Source organism: Stenotrophomonas sp. 01N47 (assembly GCF_056399165.1).
This window is the reverse complement of record NZ_JBFTQU010000012.1, coordinates 73,463-95,478: the sequence shown is the minus strand read 5'-3', so window position 1 is coordinate 95,478 and position 22,016 is coordinate 73,463. Positions and strand designations below refer to the sequence as shown.

Below are 22,016 nucleotides of genomic sequence, written 5' to 3'. Positions count from 1 at the left end.
GGCGCCTTACGACTGGCGGGCGGCGACGAACTCGCCGAGCGCGCGCACGCTGGAGAAATGGCGACGGGTTTCTTCCGAGTCGGCCGAGAGGCTGACACCGTACTTCTTCTGCAGCGCCAGGCCCAGTTCCAGCGCATCGATCGAGTCCAGGCCGAGGCCTTCCACGAACAGCGGCGCGGTCGGATCGATGTCCTCCGGGGTGATGTCCTCCAGTGAAAGCGAGGAAATGATCAATTCCTTGATCTCGTGCTCAAGTGCTTGCACGGGTCGGATCTCCAGACAGGTCGAAATAACGAGTGAGGTGGTCGGTGACGCGACGGGCCGCCAGGGCATCCCCCCTTGGCGAGTCATCTTCGGCCAGGAACGGCGCGATCGGGATATCTTCGCCGATCTGCAGCTGAACGTGAAAACGACGTGAGGGTACACGATACCACTTCTGGCCCTTGGTCAACGTCGGCGGGGTGCAGGTGATGCGCACCGGGGTGATGTCCAGGCGCCCGCGCACGGCGATGTTGGCGGCGCCGCGCTGCAGCCGCAGCGGCTGCCCGGGCACGCTGCGGGTGCCTTCCGGGAAGATGACCAGGGTGCCGCCGGCGTGCACCGCCGCCGCGCAGTCATCGACCAGGCCAGCGCCGTCGTCATTGGAGATGTAGCCCGCCGCACGCACCGGGCCGCGCATGAACGGGTTGCAGGCCACCGCCCGCTTGACCACGCAGTCGGCGTTGGGCAGCAGGGCGATCAGGCAGACCACATCGATCAGGGTCGGATGGTTGGCCAGCACCAGCAGGCCGTCGCGCTGCAGGCGTTCGCGCCCTTCGACCTGCAGGGTCATCACCCCCAGACGGCACATCAGCCACACGTGGCTGGCGAAGGCGCGCTGGACCAGCCGGCGGGCCCGGCGGCGACGCGCGACCGGGTCGCGCATCAGCAGCAGCACCGGCATCACCAGCACGCCCAGCAGTAGCCCGCCCACGCCGAACGCAGCGAAGCTGAAGCCGGTGCCGAACACCCGCCAGGCATGATCGAGGCGGCGCAGCGCTTCAGCCACGGCGGCGCCAGGACCAACGCTGGCCTTGGGTCACATGCTGCAGCAGCGGATCCCCGGCCAGCAGGAAGCGGTGCAGGTCCAGCGCATGTGGCAACAGGCCTGGAGCGGTCGGATCGACGTCGTCTGCGACCTGCCAGGACAGCGAAAGATCGCTGCCGCCGGCAGTACCGGCGGGTGCCAGACGCCAGCACCAGGCGAAGAACGGGTCGGGTTCGTCGGCGAATTCGGCGTAAACGTCGGGCAACGGCGACTCATAGACCACGATCCGCACTTCACTGGCACCATCACCAAGCAGGCCGACGGCCTCCAGACACGCCGCTTCCACCGTCGACTGGCCAGCGGACAACGCCAGGTAGTTGCCCCGGTGGCCACGGGCGATCGAATACAGCGCGGCGATCGCGTTGTGCACCGACAGGCCGAAGCCGGTGGGCGACAGCGGCTGATCGGCCACCAGCGAGCCCAGCAGGTCCATTGATCGGGCGACATCGCCATGGCGGCTGGCGAACACCAGCGGCACCTGGCTGTCAGCGCCCTGCCCGTCCTCGCACCAGCACGCGGCCTGGATCGCCATGCGGCCCAGGCGCTCGATACGGCGGCGCTGCATGGCCGGAATCTCGGCCAGCGCCGGCGTGTCCTCGCCCTGCGGCAGGAACGGCGACCCGGCCCAGCCCATCCATTGGCTACGCTCGGTCAGGCCAGGCGCCCAGGCGGCCCAGTCGACAACGGAAAATTCGATCATTACCGGTGATGTTTCGATGGGCGAACGAGAGTCTCGAGCCATTACGGCGACACGCGGCTGCCCCCCATTCCTGCAGCCATGCATCCGTCCAGGACGTCGCCGGCTGCCCCCCTGGCTGCCGGAAAGGAGCGCACGCTAGCACGTCCGACACAGGGATGACATGTTTCACAAAGCACAACGGGGAGCGGTCAGCGACCGCCCCCCTCATGGACCGATCCAGCGAACCGGTTCAGTGATAGCCGGCGTCGGCGCGTACCTTGCCGCGGAACACCCGGTAAGACCATGCCGTGTAGCCCAGGATCACCGGCAGCAGCACGACCAGCCCCACCAGGGTGAAGCCCAGCGACGAGGCCGGCGCGGCGGCCTGCCACAGCGTCATCGACGGCGGCAGCAGGTACGGCCACATGCCCAGCACCAGGCCAGCGAAGCCAAGCACGAACAAGGCCAGGCTGAGCAGGAACGGCGGCAGGTCGCGACGCGGATGGGTGGCGCTGCGCCACAGCGCGATGGCCACCGCCAAGGTCAGCAGCGGCACCGGCGACAACCACCAGAAGTTGCCGTCGCTGAACCAGCGGTCCATCAGCCGCGACTGCAGGAACGGCAGCCAGCTGCTGACCAGGCCCATTGCCGCGATCACCGCCACCACCAGCGGGCGGGTCATCTGCCGGGCCAGCGCCTGCACGCGGCCTTCGGTCTTCAGGATCAGCCAGGTACTGCCCAGCAGTGCGTAGCCGGCTACCAGCGCGGCACCGGTCAGCATCGCGAACGGGCTGAACCAGCCGAACGCGCCGCCCTGGTACACGCCATCGACCAGCGGCAGGCCCTGCACCAGCGTGCCGAGGATCACGCCCTGGGCGAACGTGGCCAGCAGCGAACCGAGGCCGAACGCCACGCTCCACAGCCGCCGTGAACGGTGCGCCTTGAAGCGGAACTCGAAGGCCACGCCACGGAACACCAGCGCCACCACCAGCAGCAGCACCGGCAGGTACAGCGCCGACAGCAGTACGGCATACGCCTTCGGGAAGGCGGCCATCAGGCCAGCGCCGCCGAGCACCAGCCAGGTCTCGTTGCCGTCCCAGATCGGCGCGGCGGTGTTCATCATCAGGTCCAGCTGTTCCTCGTCCTCGGCGAACGGGGCGAGGATGCCGATGCCGAGCACGAAGCCGTCCAGCACCACATACATCAGCACGCCAAAGCCGATCACCGCGAACCAGGCCACCGGCAACCAGGTCATCAGGTCCATGTCAGCGCTCCTCCAGCGGTTCGTCGGCGGCCGACAGCGGCCGCGCCGGGGTGTGGCTGCCATGGTCCAGCGACGGGCCTTCGTCGTACGGCTGCGGGCCGTGGCGCAGGATCTTCACCAGGTACCAGATGCCCCAGCCGAACACGAAGGCATAGCCGACCACATAGACACCCAGCGACAGCGCGGTCATCCATGCACTCTGCGGGCCAACGGCATCGGCGGTACGCAACACGCCATAGACCACCCATGGCTGCCGTCCCATCTCGGTGACGAACCAGCCCGACAGCAGCGCGATGAAGCCGCTGGGCAGCATCCAGTTCCAGCCACGCAGCAGCCACGGTGAGGCCAGCAGCTTCTTCCGCCACAGCTGGAAGGCCGAGACCCAGGCCAGCACCAGCATCAGCGTGCCCAGCCCGACCATGATGCGGAAGGCGAAGAACACCGGCGTCACCGGCGGCCGCTCGCTGGCCGGCACCGACGTCAGCGGATCGAACGTACCGTCCAGGGTGTGGGTGAGGATCACGCTGCCGAGCTTGGGAATGGCCACCTCGAAATCGTTGCGCTCCTCCTTCTCGTTGGGCAGCGCGAACACCACCAGCGGCACGCCCTCGCCCTCCTTGGTCTCATGCCAGTGCGCTTCCATCGCCGCGATCTTCATCGGCTGGTGCTTCAGCGTGTTCAGGCCATGCATGTCACCGACGAAGATCTGCACCGGCACGGTCAGCGCCGCGAACGCCACCGCCGCGATCAACATCCGCCGCCCCGCTTCCACGTGCGTTCCCCTGCGCAGATACCACGCGCCCACACCACCGATCACGAAACAGGTGGTGATGAACGAACCCAGCGCCATGTGCGCCAGCCGGTACGGGAAGGACGGGTTGAACACTACCTGCCACCAGTCGACGGGATGCACGATGCCGTTGACCATCTCGTAGCCGGCCGGCGTATGCAGCCAGCTGTTGGACGAGAGGATCCAGAAGGTAGAGAACAGCGTGCCCAGCGCCACCATGCAGGTGGACAGGAAATGCAGGCGCGGCGACACCCGGCCCCAGCCGAACATCATCACGCCGAGGAAGCTGGCTTCCAGGAAGAACGCGGTCAGCACTTCGTAGGTCAGCAGCGGGCCGATCACCGTGCCGGCCACTTCGCTCAGCCGCGGCCAGTTGGTGCCGAACTGGAAGGCCATGACGATGCCGCTGACCACGCCCATGCCGAAGGACACCGCGAAGATCTTCTGCCAGAAGAAATACAGCTCGCGCCATACGGGCAATTTCGTACGCAGCCACCGCCACTCGATGAAGGCCAGCCAGCTGGCCGTACCGATGGTGAAGGCCGGGAACAGTACGTGGAAACTGATGACGAATCCGAACTGGATCCGCGACAACAACAACGCGTCCAAGGGACGCCTCCTGCCAGGTGCCGGTGGGATACCAGACCACTTTAGGCGGATATCGTTAAACCGGGATGCGACCGGGTGACGCGCTGCTTCACTTTGTCGCAGGTGGGAGGCGGACTCTGGGATGAATGGGCTAAAGGGGTTTCAAGAGCGCCAGGGGCGACTCCCGTACGGTACGCAGTGCCCTGGGAATCAACGCGGCGAGGCTTGCCGTCGTCACCAGCGCAACGGCGATCATCCCGCTCAGCCACGACGACATCCACATGCCGTCCTCTGGCGACCATACGAGATGAAGTGCAAGTGCCCCCAGCAGAGCGCCGGAAGTGGTGAAAACACTGACTTCAAAGATGATCTCGGAAAAAATTACGGACCCACGAGCACCCAGCGTACGTCGAATGCCGATGGAGCGTCTTCTTCGGTCAAGCCATGCGCCGACGACCCCGGACACTCCCGCCATCAGGACACCCAGGACCACCACGGCCATGAAGGCCAGCATGGCTGTCGTGAAACGGTCCGCGCGAACGTATGCATCGCGGTATCCCGCCAAGGTATCAACGGCTGCCGGGTTCACGATGCGATAGGAGCGCCGCAGCGCTTCGACGGCGCGGTCAAGCAACATGCGGTCAATGTCCAGATCGGACTTCGTAAGGTAGTACCGGTTCGCGCCTGATGGAAAGCCGGGAAACAACGCCCACTGTGAATCCCGGTCATTTCCTCCCGGTGCGGGACCAATGACAGACGAAAACACGCCCACAACAACCCTGCTGCTCCCGGGCCCGAAGTGCAGCCGACGGCCAACTGCGTTCTCTGCCCCGAAAAGATGGGTGGCAAGCGCTTCACTGATCAGCACCACATCGGCTGCATCGGCAGTTTCATGCTCCGTCGGGCTGCGTCCCAGAACGATACCCGCGCCCAGCATCGTCAACAGACCCGGGCTGGCAGTTATCACAGCAATACGATCGCAGCCTGCCACGTTGCTCGTACCTGTGGCCATGGAATGCGCCATGGCCGCATCGCTGATGCAGGCGCCGTAGTGATGGGCTCTGCCCCCGAACGGGACCGAGTCGCTTGCCACGGTCTGCCGGACGCCGGGAAGCTGGATCGCAGACAGGTCCGATCGCACCATCGACGGCTCCACGCCTCCTTCGACGTCCGAGACGCGGATGACGCCAATCGATCCTGCATCTGGAATGCTGCTCATGTTCAGCTTTGAAAGACCGCCTACGGCGGATTGCAGGGCAACCGTGCACGCCAGACTGGCGAGCGCCGCCTGCACGAACAGCAGCGCCGCACGACCTGCCTGGTTCCGGACTTCCCGCATCGAATCCAGCATCTCAGGCAGCTCCCTTTGCGAACATCCGCGATAGTGAATTGCTCCGGCAGATATCCAGCGCTGGAATGAGTGCACAGAGCAGCGCTGTTGCGAACCCAAGACCGGCTGCCATCAAAACTGTCCTTGCATCCAGCGTAGTTATCGCTGACGGAAGCACATCGGCCGCAGCGACCAACAGCATGCCCGTCACGTACGCGGTAGCGGCCAGGGCCGCACTGGCCAATCCAGACCAGGCGCATTCCCACATGAGCTGGGCAAGTACATCCCGCCGCCGAGCACCCAGCGCACGACGTATTGCAAGCTCCCGGCGACGCGCACCCAGGCTGAAGCCGAGCAGCGCAGCGGCATTGACAATGCAGACCACGAGCAGGAGCAGCGACAGCCGAAGCTGCATCTGAGTGCGCTCGGGCACAAGCCCTTGCCGGTCCAGCCATTTCATCAGCGGCCAAAGGCCAACCTGATCGGTGTCCGGATGGGTCTGCAGGCCCTTCGTGTGTGCATATCCGCGCAGCGTCGCGCTGTACCCAGCCACATCGTCCGCTGTGGGCAACCATGCCCACAACTGCAGCCAGGAAACCTGAGGCCCAGCGAGATCCACCCCCTGTCCTCCACCCCAGACCGTCATGCCATCGACCACGGTCAACTCGTCCGCGATGGCAGCTTCAACGGGCAGATAGATCTGGTCGGGCGCCACGAAAGGACGGCGCGTCACATCCCCTTGGAACATCGGCACTGGATGCCAGTCCTCCGCAACGCCGATGACCGTGTAATTGCGCCTGCTCAGTTCCAGCTGATGCCCGATGCATCCCTTCGGGCACTCGACTGCCGCCAGCGCGTGCGACAGCACAGCGACCCGACTGCCAGACTGGCCTTCCTCGGCCGTCCATGGGCGCCCCTGGACGATGGCGATCCCCAACACGTTGAAGACCTCCGACGTTGCGTATCTGGCACGGAGTCTGGCGCTGAACTGTCCGGGTTTCAGAAGCGTCACGGCGCCGCCCGCCATGGCAGCCTGCGACCACGCCGTGCCTTGGTTCAGAAGTGCTTTGGCATCAGGCCAGGTCAGCGCTTGACCGGAATCGGGGTCTCCTGCTCGCTGAACGGTCGGCCGGACGTCCAAGTGCGGGCGGAAAAGCGACCCACTACGGCCGGGAGCGGGATCTGATGATGCCTGGAGAACAATGGACAGCATCACCATTGCGGTTCCCACGCCTACACCGAGCATGAGAGCGATGGCCATATGGACACCGATGCGCTGCCTGAATCGTTTCAGCGCAAGAGAAAGGTAGTAGAAATCCACGGGTCCTCCATGGAGTCGGCCTGGCCTCTAGGCAAAAGCGAAGGGCATTCCACGCAGAAGGAGATCCCTGATTCTGTTGGAATCGCCGACGCTGGCCATATACGGGCTGAAGGCGTAAAAGGTGACCCTCTCATCCTTCTGGTAAAAGAGAACCTCACCCATTCGGCTGTCAAACGTTTCGCGACAGGCTACGACGAGAGTGGAAAGGAGCTCGCCATTGATCGCTACCGGACCTCGCGGAAACTCCAGATCATTGCTTCGCCGTGATAGCTGCAGATCACGGGCATTCCATCGGGACGCTCGACAAAGAACGGATGCCATTGATCCTCCCCCTCTGTTACATCTGATTCACCATCCCATCTGAAGTACGACCAGACAGACTTCTGAACGGGATCCTTGAGATGCGAAATGTCCGGCATACGATGACCAAATCCGAAAGCGAACAGGGGAACGTTGATCCCAGGAGCTCGATCAGCGATCAGCTTCCACTGCGCGTTGAGAGGCAAGCGAGATCTGCTGACGCCGCGGGGACCGATCCCATGCGCCAATGCAATGGCCTGACCCAATACCACCCCCAATGCTGCATGCGCCCAGTTCTCATGCAAACCGCAATTTCGGAGCCTCGTGCCAATTTCGCAACAGGAAAGATCAAACACCCTGTTGATGACGTAACCCGGACGAGACGTCCAAATCCGATCAAAGTCCATGGGAGCAATGGGCGTTGCTTCTTGAACCGGCCATGCGGAGGTCAGCTCGTCAAGATGAATCACGCTGATGCCGCCAATGCCACTGAGAGCCGCTGCAACAACATCCTGCCGGTCAGAGTGAATGACAATTGCGCCACTCGTCATGTCAGATCCTCTGCGATCTCGCCATCTGCCGAAGGGCGATCAATTCGCTTGATCACGCTCTGCACGTTGTCCACCAGCCCCATGAATTCCGCCGACGCGGGAAAGTCCAACAGAAAGAGGGCAGACATCCTCCTTTCAATGAAGAACCCACCATCAACATGCATCAGCCTTCGTTTCATTCTCTTGAGCATGATCGGGTCGAAGGTGGAGCGACACCTCCGCACGTGGTCGAGAAGCTGATGTATCGCGTAATAGACGAACACTGCATGCGCCAGCGAGTGATTGGGAATGAAGTTTCCTGACCACGGCGAAACAGGCCGAACCCTGATCGAACCAGACATGAATTTTCCGTAGACGTCTTCATACGCTGACAGGAAGGAGTGCACCGATTCGTGCAGAATCGCCTCCGCGCACAGGTCAACGGTCATCTCTGTCCGATGGACATTCAGCATCCGAATACAACCTGCGTGGATGGGCCGATACTCCGAGCCGAGATTGAGCAGGGCCACGTCTTCGCCTTCTTCAATTGACTTCCTCACAAGCACACGCCTTGTGAATGTTCGAACCAACAAGCCCAGATGTGGCGCTGCCTCGTCCAGCATGTGAATAGCCGCTTCGAGCTTTTCTCCTATTGCGTCCATCTCCTTCTGTGAGATATCCAGGCATGGACGACAGAATGTCCCGCTCTCTGCCTCGTACCTGCGTGAGAGCCGACTATCCCCATCAAGAACGATCACTCCACCAAGTCGGGGACGCTGCACCCTTTCAGTGCCGCCTCTGTGGTGCTTGAGAGTCCAGTCGCCCAGCGCACTTTCGTGAGGACTGTGATCCGAAAGCTCACTCGACCCACAATGATGCTGCCGGTCAGGGTTCTCCGCGAGCACGGCGAGCAACAACGCGTGAATTGTCGAAATTGACTCCCCATTCTCATTCTCATTCTCATAGGCAACGCCCGAGGGGTTGCCCAAGAATCCGGATACCCATGGCGAACCAAGAAGCCTTCGCCTTGCCGACGAGTCGAGATGAGGGATGGACCGGGCGACCGCATCGACCGCGGCTCTGCTCTCCGATCCTTCACTCCCCTTCGCTGAAAGGGCATCACCCAAGCGTCGCGAAATATTTTCGAACCATGCGCCCAACAATGTCGAGCACACGTCGGCAGTCCTGCCAGGTTCATCGAGTGCGCGCTTCAGATCTTCAAGGGACAGCTCCATCAATCGCTCCTGGATGGTGAGCGATCGCCTTGATGGCGATCGCTCGTTCCATCAGACGTTGAACTTCTGGATTTTCGGGACCGCGTGATCGCCCTTGAACACCTCTTTTTGTTGGTCCCCTGTGGAGTAATGGCCACAATGAGTACCTCCACTTGAATAGCTGGTGCACTGGGTTCCTGCGATTTCATGATCGCCAGAAATTACGTGTACCGCACTCTCGCTTTGGATAGTGATCTCCAGGATCGAGATCTCCTGAGCCGGCACAAGCACGTCCGGCTGCGCTGCAGTTGCCATGCCTGACAGGCCAAGTAGCGCTATGAGAGTTGGGGGGAGAAGCACAGATTTGTCGATCTTCGACATGATTCAGCTCCATTGAAGTTCGTACAGCGGGAAATGGGTGCGGGCCTTCGCGGCTCCGACCAGCGCCAGCGGTTGCCGACGATCGAGATTTCTCCAAGCTGTGCATCGATATCAACAGCGACGGAGGACTTTGCAACTATCCTCATGAGACGCGCCGACGCAGAGTGATTGAGAGCAGACCCGGCACCAGAACGATGGCGCTGCCACGTCGCAATCCGGCGTTATTCGCCACTGACTGACGCGGCTCACAAATGCGAAGGAATCCATCAGCAGTCCATTGATATGCCAGACCGCGCAGAATGCGTCTCACGCGCCGCCGGATACGGTCAGCGCCAGAAGTACCAGATGGCCCCCGCCACAAGCGCACCAAACAACAGCACCTGCACCACCACATAGCCCACGCCGCTATCGCGCGATTCGGAGGTAATGCGCTTCTGCAGCGCCTCGCTCACATCCGGTGTTTCTTCCTGCTGCGCCTGCTCACGCAACGCCTGCGCCAGCGCGCGCTTTACCGCATCGCGAGGGTCGGTCGGTCGGTTCACAACAGTTCTCCGGCGGTGGCGTGCTTCACCAGCTCCTGTTTCAGGACATGGCGCGCACGGTGCAGGTGGCTCTTGATGGTACCCCGGGCCAGCCCGGTCACCTGCTCGATCTCGGCCAGATCGAAATCCTCCAGATAATGCAGGCCCACGATCAGGCGCTGCGGCGCACTCAATCGCTCCAACGCCGCGCCGAGGTGGCGGCCGGCCTGCAATGTCTCGCTGAGTTCGGAAGGACCCGGACCCTCGTCACCAACCCCCAGTTCCTCGGGGGCCTCCACCGCCACCATCCACTGCGCTTCCAGCCGCCGCCGCCGCAGGTACTGCAGCGCGGTGGTGTAGGCCACGCGCGAAATCCAGGTGCGCAGCGAGGATTCGAAACGGAACCGGTGCAGCTGGCGGAATACCGCCAGGAACGTTTCCTGCAGCAGGTCGGCCACCTGGTCGCGGTCGCCAACCATGCGCCCGATCACATGCGCGCAGGTGCGCTGATGTGTTTCCACCAACTGCGCAAAGGCCGCTTGCGAGCCGTCGATGATCGCGCGCACCAGGGCCTGGTCCGCATCCAGCGGCTCGGCGGGTGTGGTGGCCGCCGCGGCAGCCGGTCGATGCCGCCCCCGCAGTGCAGTCAGCGCTCCCCTGAGCAGGCTCATGCGAGGGGCTCCCCCTGTGCCCGCAGCATGCGCCGGCTCAGCCCTTGCGCGTGGCGGGGCGGGTGAAGTGCCAAGCCAGCAGCTGGCCCAGCCCTGCGCTGCCGACCAGCGCGGCAGCTGCGCCGAACGTCAGGTCGCGTGCACCGATGGCCTCCAGCAGCGCCATGGCCAGCGCCAGGCAGACCAGGCTGATGCCCCAGCGCAGCGCGCCCTGGCGGCGGCGTTCCTCTTCCAGCACCGCCAGCGAGCGGATCACCTCTTCCGGTACGTGCGGTGCCACCAGCTTGCTGCGCGCACGCGCATCGGCGATGGCATGGATCGCATAGGCGATGCAGATGAAGAGGGTGATCGGGATGAGTTCCTGCATGGTCGTGCTCCTATCAGGTAGATGATGCGGGTTCAGGAGATTGGATGCGCGGCCCTACCGACCGGTTGCACCGCTTTGCCGATCCCGCTGTCATGACCTGTGGCCCCCTCCCCCGGCCGTTGCGGCTGCTACGCTTGCCCGGTTTCCTCTTCTGGTGCCGTCCGCCCATGTCCCGAGTGCTGCCCCTGTCCCTCCTGCTGTCTGCCGTGCTGGCCGCTCCGGCCGCGCAGGCTGCGCCGACACCGATCACCATCGAACAGGCCATGGCTGACCCGGACTGGATCGGTCCGCCGGTGGAGAAGGCCTGGTGGTCGTGGAACAGCCAGCAGGTGGAGTACCAGCTGAAGCGCAACGGCAGCCCGGTGCGCGACACCTTCCGCCAGCCGATCGCCGGTGGCGTGGCCGCGCAGGTGGCCGATGACCAGCGCGGCAGCCTGGACGTGGCCGATCCGGTGTACGACCGCAGCCGCACGCGCAGCGCGTTCGTGCGCAACGGCGACGTGTTCGTGCGCGACCTGCGCAGCGGCGCACTGACCCAGCTGACCCGCAGCAACGAGCGCGCCAGCGGTGTGAACTTCGCCGCCGACAACGGCGTGATCTGGCGGGTCGGCCAGAACTGGTTCCACTGGACCGCCGCCAGCGGCGTGCAGCAGGTGGCCAGCCTGAAGGCCGACAAGGATCCCAGCACGCCGCCGAAGGCCGACGTGCTGCGCGACCAGCAGCTGCGCACGCTGGAAACCCTGCGCCGCGACCGCGAACAGCGCGAGGCGCTGAAGGACCAGGACCAGCGCTGGCGCCAGGCCGACCCGACCCGCGCACCGGGTCCGGTGTTCCTGGGTGCCGACGTCGAGATCGTCGACAGCGTGCTGTCGCCGGATCTGGGCCACCTGATCGTGACCACCAAGCCGAAGGACTTCGATGACGGCCGCGGCGGCAAGATGCCGCTGTACGTGACCGAGTCGGGCTACGAAGAAACCGAGGACACCCGTCCCCGCGTCGGCCGCAACGGCTTCGAGCCGCACACCCTGTGGTTCGTGGACGTGCGCAGCGGCAAGGCCGAGAAGCTGTCGCTGTCCAGCCTGCCGGGCATCGGCACCGATCCGCTGGCCGAGCTGCGCCGCAAGGCCGGCAAGGACGCGCTGAAGGGCGACCGCAGCGTGCAGGTGATGAGCGACTTCATGGGCGGTGGCATCCGCTGGAGCGCTGATGGCCAGCAGGCCGCGGTGATGCTGCGCGCCAACGACAACAAGGACCGCTGGATCGTCAGCGTTGCCGCTGCCGACGGCCGCGTGCAGAACCGCCACCGGCTGACCGACAACGCCTGGATCAACTGGGGCTTCAACGATTTCGGCTGGATGGCCGATGGCCGCACGCTGTGGCTGCTGTCCGAGGAATCGGGCTTCTCGCACCTGTACACCCAGGCCGGCGGCGGCAAGCCGCAGGCGTTGACCAGTGGCAAGTGGGAGACCTCGGCGCCGGTGCTGTCGGCCGACGGCAAGGGCTTCTACTTCCTGTGCAACCAGCAGGCCCCGCATGACTACGAAGTCTGCGCGGTCGATACCACTGCCCGCCAGGTGCGCGAGCTGACCAGCCTCAACGGCGTGGAAGACTTCTCGCTGTCGCCGGACGGCCAGCAGCTGCTGGTGCGCTATTCCGGCGCCTACCTGCCGGCGCAGCTGGCGGTGGTGCCCAGCACCGGTGCTGGCCAGGCCCGCGTGCTGACCGACACCCGCACCGCCGACTACAAGGCGCGCCAGTGGATCCAGCCGAAGCTGGTGGCAGTGCCGTCCAAGCACGGCGCCGGTGTGGTGTGGGCCAAGTATTACGAGCCGGAAAACAAGGAACCCGGCAAGAAGTACCCGGTCGTGATGTTCGTGCACGGTGCCGGCTACCTGCAGAACGTGCACCAGCGCTACCCGGCCTACTTCCGCGAGCAGATGTTCCACAACCTGCTGGTGCAGAAGGGTTACATCGTGCTGGACATGGACTACCGCGGCAGCGAGGGCTACGGCCGCGACTGGCGCACGGCGATCTACCGCAACATGGGCCACCCGGAACTGGAAGACTACAAGGACGGCCTGGACTGGCTGGTCGACACCCAGCAGGGCGACCGTGACCACGCCGGCATCTACGGCGGCTCCTACGGCGGCTTCATGACCTTCATGGCCCTGTTCCGCTCGCCGGGCACGTTCAAGGCCGGCGCCGCGCTGCGCCCGGTGGTCGACTGGCACCAGTACAACCACGGCTACACCAGCAACATCCTCAACACCCCGGACATCGATCCGGAGGCGTACCGCGTGTCGTCGCCGATCGAGTACGCACAGAACCTGCAGGACAACCTGCTGATCGCCCACGGCATGATGGACGACAACGTGTTCTTCCAGGATTCGGTGAACCTGACCCAGCGTCTGATCGAGCTGCACAAGGACAACTGGTCGATCGCGCCGTACCCGCTGGAGCGCCACGGCTACGTGCGTGCTGATTCCTGGCTGGACCAGTACAAGCGCATCCTCAAACTGTTCGAGCAGAACCTGAAGTGAGTGCTGCCGCGGCCACGATCCATATCGTGGCCGCGGTCATCCTCGATGATCGCGGCCGGGCATTGGTCGTGCGCAAGCACGGTGCCAGCCGCTTCATGCAGCCGGGCGGCAAGCCCGAGCCGGGCGAGGGGCCGCTGCAGGCACTGGCACGCGAGCTGGACGAGGAACTGGGCGTGCAGCTGCACACCGCTTCCGCCATCGCACTCGGGAGTTTCGAGGACTGGGCGGTGAACGAGCCCGGCCACCGCGTGCAGGCACAGGCCTGGCGGGTCTGGATCGAAGGTGAGCCGTGCGCGCGTGCGGAGATCGCCGAACTGGCCTGGGTACCGCTGCAGCCGCCGCACGGCCAGCCCTTGGCACCCTTGAGCGAACACCATATCCTGCCGGCGGTCGCCGCCCTGGCGACGGCTCGCTGACGAAGCGGGCACCGCCCAGCCGGACAACGGATGTCAGCCTCGATTCCCCCGATTCCCGCCCCCACCCCACCTCCACCCAACAACTGGGTCGGCGCAGTGGCGCAGGGCTCGTTCTGGTTGTGCCTGCTGGTCACCCTCTACTTCCTCGCGCAGGCGCTGATGGCGGCGGCACTGGCCCGCACCGAATTCTGGACCACGCTGGTGACAGTAGCGTGGGAGCAGCAGCTCGACGGCAGCCTGTGGTGGATGCTGAAACACCCGGCGGCCACCTCGCTGCTGGTTGCCCTGCTCTGCCTGGTCTCGACCCTGGCCAGCTGGGGCCTGTGGCGCGGGCGCCGGTGGGGGCTGTGGGCCTATGTGTGGATGCTCGGCCTGAGCGCGCTGGCCAACTTCGTGATCGCCTGGTGGATGGACCGCCTGCTGCTGGTGTTGATCGCGCTGCTCGCCAGCGACCCCACGGCGCAGCATGAGCTGCAGGTGCAGCGTGTGCTGTTCACCCTGACACTGGTCGGTACCTCGGTGCTGTTCGCGGGGCTGCAGGGCTGGCTGGGCTGGCGCCTGCTGCGACCGGACATCCGCTGCCGCTTCCGCTGACTCCCCTCCCGCGTTCCGCCTTCGACAAGGATGTCGCATGCCTGCCCTGCTCCGAATGCTTCTGGTCGTCACTGCGCTGCTGGCCACCCCGCCGGCGCCGGCCGCAGCCTCCGCTTCCACGCCCGCGCCGCTGCGATGTGGCCGGTACGTCAATTCGCAGAATGATGCCGCGCTGGTGATCGATTCACACAACCGGGGCCGTCGCCTGGCGACGGGCTTTGATCTCGAATCGCTGCAGATCGAACGCGATGGCAACGGCCTGGTGCTGGTCAACCTGGATGACGGCGTGGCAACAGCGCTCACTGCCAGTGCCGATGGCAGGCGCATCAACGACACGCTGCAGGACTACCAGCTGCGTGCACCGGCGGTCTGCCAGCCGGTGGCCGTGAACGCCGCCGGCAGCTGCCTGGCCGATGCGAACCGCTGCATGGCTCGCCTGCACGCGGCGACGCCGCCGCAGCTGCTGACCGCCTGCCAACAGGGCGTGGGCGCGGCCTGCAGCGGCCTGTTGCTGGGCTACGTGGACGATGCGCTCCTCGCCGCCGCGTCTGCCAAGGGCGTAGCGCTGGCTACCGCCGCACCGGCGCCCTGCACCACCGATGCGGAGCGCGAGGAGGTACTGACCTGCCGTGATGCCCGTCGTGACGCGTTGGCCGCCGCCGTGGCACAGGCCAGCGGCCAGGCGTTCGCCCGTGGCATCGATCCAGCGTGGGTGGAACTGCCGGCGGCGCAGCGCGACCAGCTGCAGCAGCTGTGCCTGCAGCAGCGTGCTGGCCGCTTCTGCACCGAAGTGGCCGAGCAGCAGTTGAATGCGCGCGATCCGCGGGCGGCCGTGCAGGCGTTGCAGGTGGTCTGCGACAGCGGTCGCTACAGCGCATGCGAACGGGTCGAGCCCCTGCAGGCACTCGGTGCTGCATTGCGCCTGGTCGATGCGACCGAGTCGCCCTGTGGCCTGTACCGGGCCGACGGCGGCACCCTCGATGCGGTTGCGTTCGGTGACGATGGCTACGCGACGATCGGTGGCCAGCGCTCGCAAGTACGCCTGTTGGACGGTGCCATCCACCTGCGCAATGACCACGGCAGCGATCATGTGCTGCGCCTGCTGGCCAATGGCGACCTGCTGGGCATGGATGCCTGGACCGGCTACCAGCGTTACCAGCGCCAGCCGGGCACGACGCAATGCGCAGCCAGCGAGGGCCCGCGCACGTCCCTGCGGTAAAGTACGCGCCATGAACGAATTCGAGCGCGTTCGCGCCTACCTCACCGACCTGCAGGACCGCATCTGTGCGGCGATCGAGTCCGCCGATGGCCGGGCACGCTTCCAGGAAGACCTGTGGCAGCGTGCCGAGGGCGGCGGCGGTCGCACCCGCGTGCTGCGCGATGGCGCAGTGTTCGAGCAGGCCGGCATCGGCTTTTCCGATGTGGCCGGCAGCCGCCTGCCGCCCTCGGCCTCCGCCAACCGGCCAGAGTTGGCCGGTGCCTCATGGCGCGCCACCGGGGTGTCGCTGGTGTTCCACCCGCTCAATCCCTACGTGCCGACCACCCACGCCAACGTGCGTTTCTTCCAGGCACAGCGCGATGGCGAAGTGGTGGCCAGCTGGTTCGGCGGTGGCTTCGACCTGACCCCGTTCTACCCGTTCGACGAGGACGTGCAGCACTGGCATCGGGTGGCACGCGATCTGTGTGCACCGTTCGGTGAAGAGCGCTACGCGGCGCACAAGCGCTGGTGCGATGAGTATTTCTTCCTGCGCCACCGCAATGAGACGCGCGGTGTGGGTGGTCTGTTCTTCGATGATCTGCACGGCGATTTCGAACGCGATTTCGCCTACCTGCGTGCGGTCGGCGATGGCTTCCTCGATGCCTACCTGCCGATCGTGCAGCAGCGCAAGGATACGCCCTACGGCGAACGCGAGCGCGAGTTCCAGCTGTACCGCCGTGGCCGCTACGTGGAGTTCAACCTGGTCTACGACCGCGGCACGCTGTTCGGCCTGCAGAGCGGCGGCCGCAGCGAGAGCATCCTGATGAGCCTGCCCCCGCGCGTGCGCTGGGAGTACGGCTTCAGCCCGGAAGACGGCAGCGCCGAAGCGCGCCTGGCCGATTACCTGGTGCCCCGCGACTGGCTGTAGGCGCTTCGGGCACGGGACGCTGCACGCGTTGCCGCTGCGCAATCCCGGCACCGCCGCACGCGTGGCGGTGGCCCCGCTGCGGCGTGCTCGGCTTCATTCCCCCTCTTGTTTTGAATCAAGGAAGACCGTGATGCCCGTTGTTGTTTCCCTACGCCGCCGGATGACCACCTGGCGCGCCATGCTGCTGCTCGCGCTGGCCGTGCCCAGCCTGCCGGTGGCTGCGCAGTCGATGGCCTGCGGCACTTACCTGCAGGACGATGGCAACGCCAGCCTGACCATCGAAAGCGAAGCCCACGGCTTCCTTTCGGGCCCCTACCAGGCCACGGAACGGCTGCGGCTGGTACGCCAGGACAACCTGCTGGGCACTGGCAACCTGTCCACCGGCCGCCTGGAGAACTGGGAGTTCAGCGACAACGACCGTACGGTCACCGGCGGGTACCACACGTTCCACCTGCGAGCAGCGGCCGCCTGCAAGCCGGTACCGGAGATGGTCGAAGGCAGCTGCATGGCCGACACCAGCGACTGCCTGGAGGCACTGCCCGAGGCCGCGCCCACGCAGCTGCACGCCTGGTGCAGCGAGGGCGTGGAGGCGGCCTGCACCCAACTGCAGGAGACCTACCAGCGCCAGGCCGAGGAGGCTCAGCCGCAGCGTGCCCAGGCCGAGCCGCAGATGCCGCCCTACTGCCGCGATGACGCATCGCCCGAGGAGGGAGAAGCGTGCATGGCCGTCATGAAGGCCATGGCCGGCGAACTGATGGGCAGGGCGGTGATGGGCCTGGAGCGGACGCTGGACGCACCGCTGCCAGCAGCGCAGCTGGACGAACTGGCGGCGCTGTGCGCGCAGCAGCAGGGCGAGTCATTCTGCAGCAACGTGGCCGAGGCGCTGTGGAACGGCGGACGCCTGCAGCAGGCGCAGCAGGCCCTGCAGCGCTCCTGCACGCAGCGCGAGGGCAGTTACGCCTGTGGCCCGGCCAAGGGCTTGGCGATGCTGACCCCGCTGGCGCCGGCGGCGCTGACCCCGGTCGCGGCTACCGCGCTTCCCTGCGGCCGCTTCGAGGCCGAGCTTGGCCTGCTGTCGCCGCTGCGGTTCCTGGATGCCGGCCTGGTCGAAGTGGAGGGTGTCGGCACCCGCCTGCGCGCACGCGTGCAGGACGGCAGGATCCTGATCAGTCGTGACGTCGGCAGCGATTTCGTACTGCAGCCACTGAGCAACGGAACCCTGGCCGGGATGGACAAGGACAACCGCTACGGCTACTACCAGCGCATGGACAAGTCCGCGACGAGCTGCCAGCCGCCGCCGGCATTCGTGGAGATTCCGCAGCCGCTGGACTGCCCGATCCTGGCCCGCAAGGGCGGTGCCGCGTCATGCTGCAACGACGGCAAGCTGCTCGGCTGCAAGGTCGCGGGTGAGGAACTGCACAGCGCGGAGAAGTGGGCGCAGGCCCAGCCCTATTTCATCAAGCTGTGCAGCGCCGGCGTGCGCGATGGCTGCCTGGGGCTCGCCGCAGGCTATGCACATACTGCCGACCCCAAGGTACCGCAGACGATGGCGGCGATCTGCGCCAAGGACGGCAAGGGCACCCATGTAGCCTGCGATGTGGACGCCACACGTGACTGGGCCGGCATGAAGGCGCAGGCCGCGGAGCAATAGCAGCAAGCGCAGCACCACGACGGCCCACCGCACCCGCTCACTCGTCCTTGCGCTTGGGAATGATAGTGATGTGGCCGTTGGTTTCCAGCAGTGCCAGTTCCACTTCTTCCACGCCGATGCAGCTCTGCTGGCGCATGGCGACATCGAAATCGGCGCGGCTGACCAGCTCGCGCCGCAGCACACTGTCGAAGAGCTTGCCGTTGCGCGCGATCACCACCGGTTCGCCCTCGATCAGCCGTTCCATGCGGCGGCTGCGGGCGGTGATCCAGCCTACGCCATAGTTCAGCAGGATCAGCGTGGCGGCCAGCAGCAGGCCGCCGGCCAGCGAGGTATCGGTGCCCAGCAATGCGTTCTGCACCGCGTTGCCCAGCAGCACGATCAGCAGCACGTCGAACGGGGTGACCTGTCCCAGCGCGCGCTTGCCGCTGAGCCGGACCATGCCCAGCACGACTGCGTAGACCACCACCGCGCGCAGGATGAATTCCCACCACGGCATCGCCAAGTCGAACAGATCGGGCATCGCGGGTTTCCCTGCTGGGCGGTGGCCCAGCGTGGCGCAGCAGCGCAAAAATAAAAAGCCCCGCTGACCAGGGGGAGGTCAACGGGGCCGGGGAACGGGCGCTTGGGGAGGAGCCCCCGTTCCGAGATCTGCTCCAGGGGATGGGAGAGATCCACGACAGGCATTGCGCCTGTCGGGAGTTATAGAAGCACTCCGAACACTAACGGTTCGTGAAGGGGCCCAATTTAATAAGCACCCATCAGGGAAACATTCATGTTTGAGTCAGAAATATCATGCAAATGAACGAATTCACGGCGTTTTCGGCCTGAATGCGACTCAGTGCGCCTCATCCCAATTGCTGCCAGTACCGGTATCGACCACCAACGGCACCCGCAATTGTGCCGCTTGCGACATGCGCTGCACGACATTGCTACGCAGTTCTTCGATGAAACCGGCCTCGGCTTCGAACACCAGTTCATCGTGCACCTGCAGGATCATCCGCGCCGGTGCGCCGCTGTCACGCAGCCATTTGTCCACATCGACCATGGCGCGCTTGATGATGTCGGCGGCGGTGCCCTGCATCGGTGCATTGATCGCCGCACGTTCAGCGCCAGCACGCAGGCCCTGGTTACGTGCATGAATGTCGTTCAGGTACAGCCGGCGACCGAACAGGGTCTCCACGTAGCCCTGCTCGCGGGCCTGCTCGCGCATGCGCTCCATGAAGTCACGCACGCCCGGATAGCGGCTGAAGTACAGCGCCACGTAATCCTGCGCCTGGCCGCGGTCGATGCCGAGGTTGCGGGCCAGTCCGAACGCACTCATGCCGTACATCAGGCCGAAGTTGATCGCCTTGGCCGCGCGGCGCTCGTTGCTGGTCACTTCTTCCAGGGTGCGGCCGAACACCTCGGCGGCGGTGGCGCGATGCACGTCGGCGCCCTGCTCGAAGGCCCGCACCAGGCCCGGGTCTCCGGACAGATGCGCCATGATCCGCAGCTCGATCTGCGAATAGTCGGCCGCCAGCAGCTGGAAGCCTTCCGGGGCGATGAACGCACGGCGGATGCGGCGGCCATCCTCGGTGCGGATCGGGATGTTCTGCAGGTTCGGATCGGACGAGGACAGGCGGCCGGTGGCGGCACCGGACTGGTGGTAGCTGGTGTGCACCCGGCCGGTTTCGGAGTTGACCATCTCCGGCAGCTTGTCGGTATAGGTGCTGCGCAGTTTGGCCAGGCCACGGTACTCGAGGATCACCCGGGGCAGAACGTGCTGCTCGGCAATCGCCTCCAGCGCCTCTTCATTGGTGCTGGGCTGGCCCTTGGGGGTCTTCACCACCGCCGGCAGCTTCAGCTCGTCGAACAACACCGCCTGCAGCTGCTTGGGCGAATCCAGGTTGAAGCTGCGCCCGGCCAGCTCGGTGGCCTTCTGCTGCGCGGCCAGCATGCGCGAGGACAGGTCCTGGCTCTGCCGGCGCAGTTCGTCGGTGTCGATCCGCACGCCATTGGCTTCGATGCTGGCCAGCACCGGCACCAGCGGCATCTCGATGCTGCGGTACACGCTGTCCAGGGTCGGTTCGGCCAGCAGCTGCGGCTGCAGCGCGTGGTGCAGGCGCAGGGTGATGTCGGCGTCTTCGGCAGCGTAGCGGCCGGCCTCGTCGATGCCCACCTGCGAGAACGAAATCTGCTTGGCGCCCTTGCCTGCCACGTCCTCGAACTTGATCGTGTTGTAGCCCAGGTAACGCAGGGCCAGCGAATCCATGTCGTGGCGGGTGGCGGTGGAATTGAGCACGAAGCTCTCAAGCATGGTGTCGTCGTGGTAGCCCTGCACGTCCACGCCATGGCGGCGCAGCACGTGCAGGTCGTACTTGCCATGCTGGCCCAGCTTCTTCTTCGCCGGGTCCTGCAGCACCGGCCGCAGCGCATCGAGCACCTGTGCCAGCGGCAACTGTGCCGGCGCGCCGGGATAATCGTGGCCGACCGGGATGTAGGCGGCCTTGCCCGGCTCCACCGCCAGGCTGATGCCGACCAGGCGCGCACGCATCGCATCCAGTGCGTCGGTCTCGGTGTCGAAGCTGATCAGGTCAGCCTGCTGCACGCGCGCGACCCAGGCCTGCAGCTGCTCGGTGGTCAGCACGGTCTCGTACTCGCCGGGCGCCGACAGCGCCGGATCGAGCTCGCCGACGGGCGGCGCTTCGGCGCTGCCACGGGCAAAGCCGGCGGCGGTGCCACGCAGGCTCGGCGTCGCGTCGTTGGCCACTGCAGGCGCCGGTACCGGCCCGCCCAGCTCCTTCAATGCCTGGGTGAAGCCGTAACGCAGGTACAGCTCGCCCAGGGTGGGCACATCCGGATCGCGCAGGGCCAGCGTGGTCGGGCTGGCGTCCAGCGCGACGTCGGTGCGGATGGTCACCAGCTCCTTGTTCAGCGGCAGGCGCTCCAGCGCGGCGCGCAGGTTTTCGCCGATCTTGCCCTTCATGGTCGGCGCCGCTGCCATCACCCCGTCCAGATGCTGGTATTCGGCCAGCCACTTGGCGGCCGTCTTCGGCCCGCACTTCTCCACGCCGGGCACGTTGTCCACGGTGTCGCCCATCAGTGCCAGCAGGTCGACAATCTGGTCGGCGCGCACGCCGAACTTGTCCATCACCGCCGCGTCCGAATCCATGCGGCTGCCGGTCATGGTGTTGACCAGTTCGATGCCCGGCCGGACCAGCTGGGCGAAATCCTTGTCGCCGGTCGAGATGGTGACCTTCAGGTCCTGTGCCACGCCCTGCAGGGCCAGGGTGCCGATCACATCGTCGGCCTCCACGCCGTCGATGCGCAGGATGCTGATGCCCAGCGCCTCGACGATGCGGCACATCGGCTCGACCTGGCTGCGCAGTTCATCGGGCATCGGCGGGCGGTTGGCCTTGTACTGGTCGTACAGGTCATCGCGGAAGGTCTTGCCGGGGGCATCGACGACGAAGGCGACGTAGGCCGGGCGCTCCTTCAGCGTCGAGCGCAGCATGTTGACCACGCCGAACAGCGCGCCGGTGGGCTCACCCTGTGCATTGGACAGGGGCGGCAGCGCGTGGAACGCGCGGTACAGGTAACTGGACCCGTCGATCAGGACTAATCTGCTCATGTGTCGATTCTACGCGCCTGTTCCTGCATCGCGGCG

At 65.5% G+C, this 22,016-nt stretch carries 21 protein-coding genes; 6 read left to right on the top strand and 15 right to left on the bottom strand.

Going from position 1 to position 22,016, the window contains the following annotated elements; genetic code table 11:
• Positions 1-6: 6 nt before the first annotated feature.
• The 13 genes from AC1DKR_RS19335 to AC1DKR_RS19275 all read right to left on the bottom strand — a co-directional run bounded on the left by AC1DKR_RS19335 (position 7) and on the right by AC1DKR_RS19275 (position 11,043).
• Positions 7-264: a phosphopantetheine-binding protein gene (locus AC1DKR_RS19335; protein WP_005411610.1), complete on the bottom strand. Its 258-nt coding sequence runs from the start codon at positions 262-264 to the stop codon at positions 7-9.
• Entirely contained in the window at positions 251-1,048 is a 798-nt protein-coding gene (locus tag AC1DKR_RS19330) for a lysophospholipid acyltransferase family protein (protein ID WP_230112262.1), read from the bottom strand. The genes AC1DKR_RS19335 and AC1DKR_RS19330 overlap by 14 nt, the downstream gene beginning before the upstream one ends.
• A complete protein-coding gene (locus tag AC1DKR_RS19325; RefSeq protein WP_394197000.1) occupies positions 1,041-1,787 on the bottom strand; it encodes a beta-ketoacyl synthase chain length factor in 747 nt (248 codons plus the stop codon). Before AC1DKR_RS19325 ends, AC1DKR_RS19330 begins: the two co-directional genes overlap by 8 nt.
• A 229-nt stretch (positions 1,788-2,016) precedes the next feature.
• Positions 2,017-3,030 carry a cytochrome d ubiquinol oxidase subunit II gene (gene cydB, locus AC1DKR_RS19320; RefSeq protein ID WP_025878022.1) on the bottom strand — a complete coding sequence of 338 codons (1,014 nt, stop codon included), beginning with the start codon at positions 3,028-3,030 and terminating at the stop codon, positions 2,017-2,019.
• Position 3,031: 1 nt separating this feature from the next.
• Entirely contained in the window at positions 3,032-4,429 is a 1,398-nt protein-coding gene (locus AC1DKR_RS19315; RefSeq protein WP_223497131.1) for a cytochrome ubiquinol oxidase subunit I, read from the bottom strand.
• A gap of 130 nt (positions 4,430-4,559) precedes the next feature.
• The gene (locus tag AC1DKR_RS19310; protein ID WP_478034521.1) at positions 4,560-5,759 is read right to left on the bottom strand and encodes an ABC transporter permease; all 1,200 of its coding nucleotides are present in this window, start codon (positions 5,757-5,759) and stop codon (positions 4,560-4,562) included.
• A 1-nt stretch (position 5,760) separates the two neighbouring features.
• Positions 5,761-7,059: an ABC transporter permease gene (locus tag AC1DKR_RS19305; protein ID WP_394196997.1), complete on the bottom strand. Its 1,299-nt coding sequence runs from the start codon at positions 7,057-7,059 to the stop codon at positions 5,761-5,763.
• Between the two features lie 224 nt (positions 7,060-7,283).
• Positions 7,284-7,910, bottom strand: coding sequence for a hypothetical protein (locus tag AC1DKR_RS19300; RefSeq protein ID WP_478034518.1), 627 nt, complete (start codon positions 7,908-7,910; stop codon positions 7,284-7,286).
• Positions 7,907-9,124 (bottom strand): hypothetical protein, encoded by a 1,218-nt coding sequence (locus AC1DKR_RS19295; RefSeq protein ID WP_478034516.1) that lies wholly within the window; start codon positions 9,122-9,124, stop codon positions 7,907-7,909. Before AC1DKR_RS19295 ends, AC1DKR_RS19300 begins: the two co-directional genes overlap by 4 nt.
• Positions 9,125-9,175: 51 nt before the next feature.
• Positions 9,176-9,484: a hypothetical protein gene (locus tag AC1DKR_RS19290; protein ID WP_313250347.1), complete on the bottom strand. Its 309-nt coding sequence runs from the start codon at positions 9,482-9,484 to the stop codon at positions 9,176-9,178.
• 326 nt (positions 9,485-9,810) lie between these two features.
• Positions 9,811-10,026: a hypothetical protein gene (locus tag AC1DKR_RS19285; RefSeq protein ID WP_478034514.1), complete on the bottom strand. Its 216-nt coding sequence runs from the start codon at positions 10,024-10,026 to the stop codon at positions 9,811-9,813.
• On the bottom strand, positions 10,023-10,676 hold the full coding sequence (locus tag AC1DKR_RS19280; RefSeq protein ID WP_478034512.1) for an RNA polymerase sigma factor: 654 nt from the start codon (positions 10,674-10,676) through the stop codon (positions 10,023-10,025). The genes AC1DKR_RS19285 and AC1DKR_RS19280 overlap by 4 nt, the downstream gene beginning before the upstream one ends.
• 37 nt (positions 10,677-10,713) lie before the next feature.
• Complete coding sequence (locus tag AC1DKR_RS19275; protein ID WP_025878030.1) at positions 10,714-11,043, bottom strand: hypothetical protein; 330 nt, start codon at positions 11,041-11,043, stop codon at positions 10,714-10,716.
• 167 nt (positions 11,044-11,210) lie between these two features.
• Between AC1DKR_RS19275 and AC1DKR_RS19270 the strand changes: the two genes are divergently transcribed.
• The 6 genes from AC1DKR_RS19270 to AC1DKR_RS19245 all read left to right on the top strand — a co-directional run bounded on the left by AC1DKR_RS19270 (position 11,211) and on the right by AC1DKR_RS19245 (position 18,370).
• Positions 11,211-13,583, top strand: a complete 2,373-nt coding sequence (locus tag AC1DKR_RS19270) for a S9 family peptidase (protein WP_478034510.1) — start codon at positions 11,211-11,213, stop codon at positions 13,581-13,583.
• The gene (locus tag AC1DKR_RS19265) at positions 13,580-13,999 is read left to right on the top strand and encodes an NUDIX hydrolase (protein ID WP_312787764.1); all 420 of its coding nucleotides are present in this window, start codon (positions 13,580-13,582) and stop codon (positions 13,997-13,999) included. The genes AC1DKR_RS19270 and AC1DKR_RS19265 overlap by 4 nt, the downstream gene beginning before the upstream one ends.
• A gap of 30 nt (positions 14,000-14,029) precedes the next feature.
• A complete protein-coding gene (locus AC1DKR_RS19260; protein WP_223497138.1) occupies positions 14,030-14,593 on the top strand; it encodes a hypothetical protein in 564 nt (187 codons plus the stop codon).
• Between the two features lie 37 nt (positions 14,594-14,630).
• Positions 14,631-15,812 (top strand): hypothetical protein, encoded by a 1,182-nt coding sequence (locus AC1DKR_RS19255; protein WP_442244216.1) that lies wholly within the window; start codon positions 14,631-14,633, stop codon positions 15,810-15,812.
• A 10-nt stretch (positions 15,813-15,822) separates the two neighbouring features.
• Positions 15,823-16,719 carry an oxygen-dependent coproporphyrinogen oxidase gene (hemF, locus tag AC1DKR_RS19250; RefSeq protein ID WP_312788025.1) on the top strand — a complete coding sequence of 299 codons (897 nt, stop codon included), beginning with the start codon at positions 15,823-15,825 and terminating at the stop codon, positions 16,717-16,719.
• Positions 16,720-16,849: 130 nt separating this feature from the next.
• Positions 16,850-18,370 (top strand): hypothetical protein, encoded by a 1,521-nt coding sequence (locus tag AC1DKR_RS19245; protein ID WP_312109268.1) that lies wholly within the window; start codon positions 16,850-16,852, stop codon positions 18,368-18,370.
• A 37-nt stretch (positions 18,371-18,407) separates the two neighbouring features.
• Here AC1DKR_RS19245 and AC1DKR_RS19240 read toward each other — a convergent pair whose 3' ends face one another.
• Both AC1DKR_RS19240 and polA read right to left on the bottom strand, forming a co-directional pair.
• Positions 18,408-18,890 carry a DUF421 domain-containing protein gene (locus tag AC1DKR_RS19240; protein WP_223497144.1) on the bottom strand — a complete coding sequence of 161 codons (483 nt, stop codon included), beginning with the start codon at positions 18,888-18,890 and terminating at the stop codon, positions 18,408-18,410.
• 315 nt (positions 18,891-19,205) lie between these two features.
• A complete protein-coding gene (gene polA, locus AC1DKR_RS19235) occupies positions 19,206-21,980 on the bottom strand; it encodes a DNA polymerase I (RefSeq protein WP_394122524.1) in 2,775 nt (924 codons plus the stop codon).
• Between the last annotated feature and the right edge of the window lie 36 nt (positions 21,981-22,016).

What these genes read in the sequence shown, in the direction of transcription:
- AC1DKR_RS19325 (WP_394197000.1), bottom strand. Translation starts at nt 1,787, where the DNA reads ATGATCGAATTTTCCGTTGTCGACTGGGCCGCCTGGGCGCCTGGCCTG.
- cydB (WP_025878022.1), bottom strand. Translation starts at nt 3,030, where the DNA reads ATGGACCTGATGACCTGGTTGCCGGTGGCCTGGTTCGCGGTGATCGGC.
- AC1DKR_RS19310 (WP_478034521.1), bottom strand. Translation starts at nt 5,759, where the DNA reads ATGCTGGATTCGATGCGGGAAGTCCGGAACCAGGCAGGTCGTGCGGCG.
- AC1DKR_RS19300 (WP_478034518.1), bottom strand. Translation starts at nt 7,910, where the DNA reads ATGACGAGTGGCGCAATTGTCATTCACTCTGACCGGCAGGATGTTGTT.
- AC1DKR_RS19295 (WP_478034516.1), bottom strand. Translation starts at nt 9,124, where the DNA reads ATGGAGCTGTCCCTTGAAGATCTGAAGCGCGCACTCGATGAACCTGGC.
- AC1DKR_RS19290 (WP_313250347.1), bottom strand. Translation starts at nt 9,484, where the DNA reads ATGTCGAAGATCGACAAATCTGTGCTTCTCCCCCCAACTCTCATAGCG.
- AC1DKR_RS19280 (WP_478034512.1), bottom strand. Translation starts at nt 10,676, where the DNA reads ATGAGCCTGCTCAGGGGAGCGCTGACTGCACTGCGGGGGCGGCATCGA.
- AC1DKR_RS19275 (WP_025878030.1), bottom strand. Translation starts at nt 11,043, where the DNA reads ATGCAGGAACTCATCCCGATCACCCTCTTCATCTGCATCGCCTATGCG.
- AC1DKR_RS19270 (WP_478034510.1), top strand. Translation starts at nt 11,211, where the DNA reads ATGTCCCGAGTGCTGCCCCTGTCCCTCCTGCTGTCTGCCGTGCTGGCC.
- AC1DKR_RS19260 (WP_223497138.1), top strand. Translation starts at nt 14,030, where the DNA reads ATGTCAGCCTCGATTCCCCCGATTCCCGCCCCCACCCCACCTCCACCC.
- AC1DKR_RS19255 (WP_442244216.1), top strand. Translation starts at nt 14,631, where the DNA reads ATGCCTGCCCTGCTCCGAATGCTTCTGGTCGTCACTGCGCTGCTGGCC.
- hemF (WP_312788025.1), top strand. Translation starts at nt 15,823, where the DNA reads ATGAACGAATTCGAGCGCGTTCGCGCCTACCTCACCGACCTGCAGGAC.
- AC1DKR_RS19245 (WP_312109268.1), top strand. Translation starts at nt 16,850, where the DNA reads ATGCCCGTTGTTGTTTCCCTACGCCGCCGGATGACCACCTGGCGCGCC.
- AC1DKR_RS19240 (WP_223497144.1), bottom strand. Translation starts at nt 18,890, where the DNA reads ATGCCCGATCTGTTCGACTTGGCGATGCCGTGGTGGGAATTCATCCTG.
- polA (WP_394122524.1), bottom strand. Translation starts at nt 21,980, where the DNA reads ATGAGCAGATTAGTCCTGATCGACGGGTCCAGTTACCTGTACCGCGCG.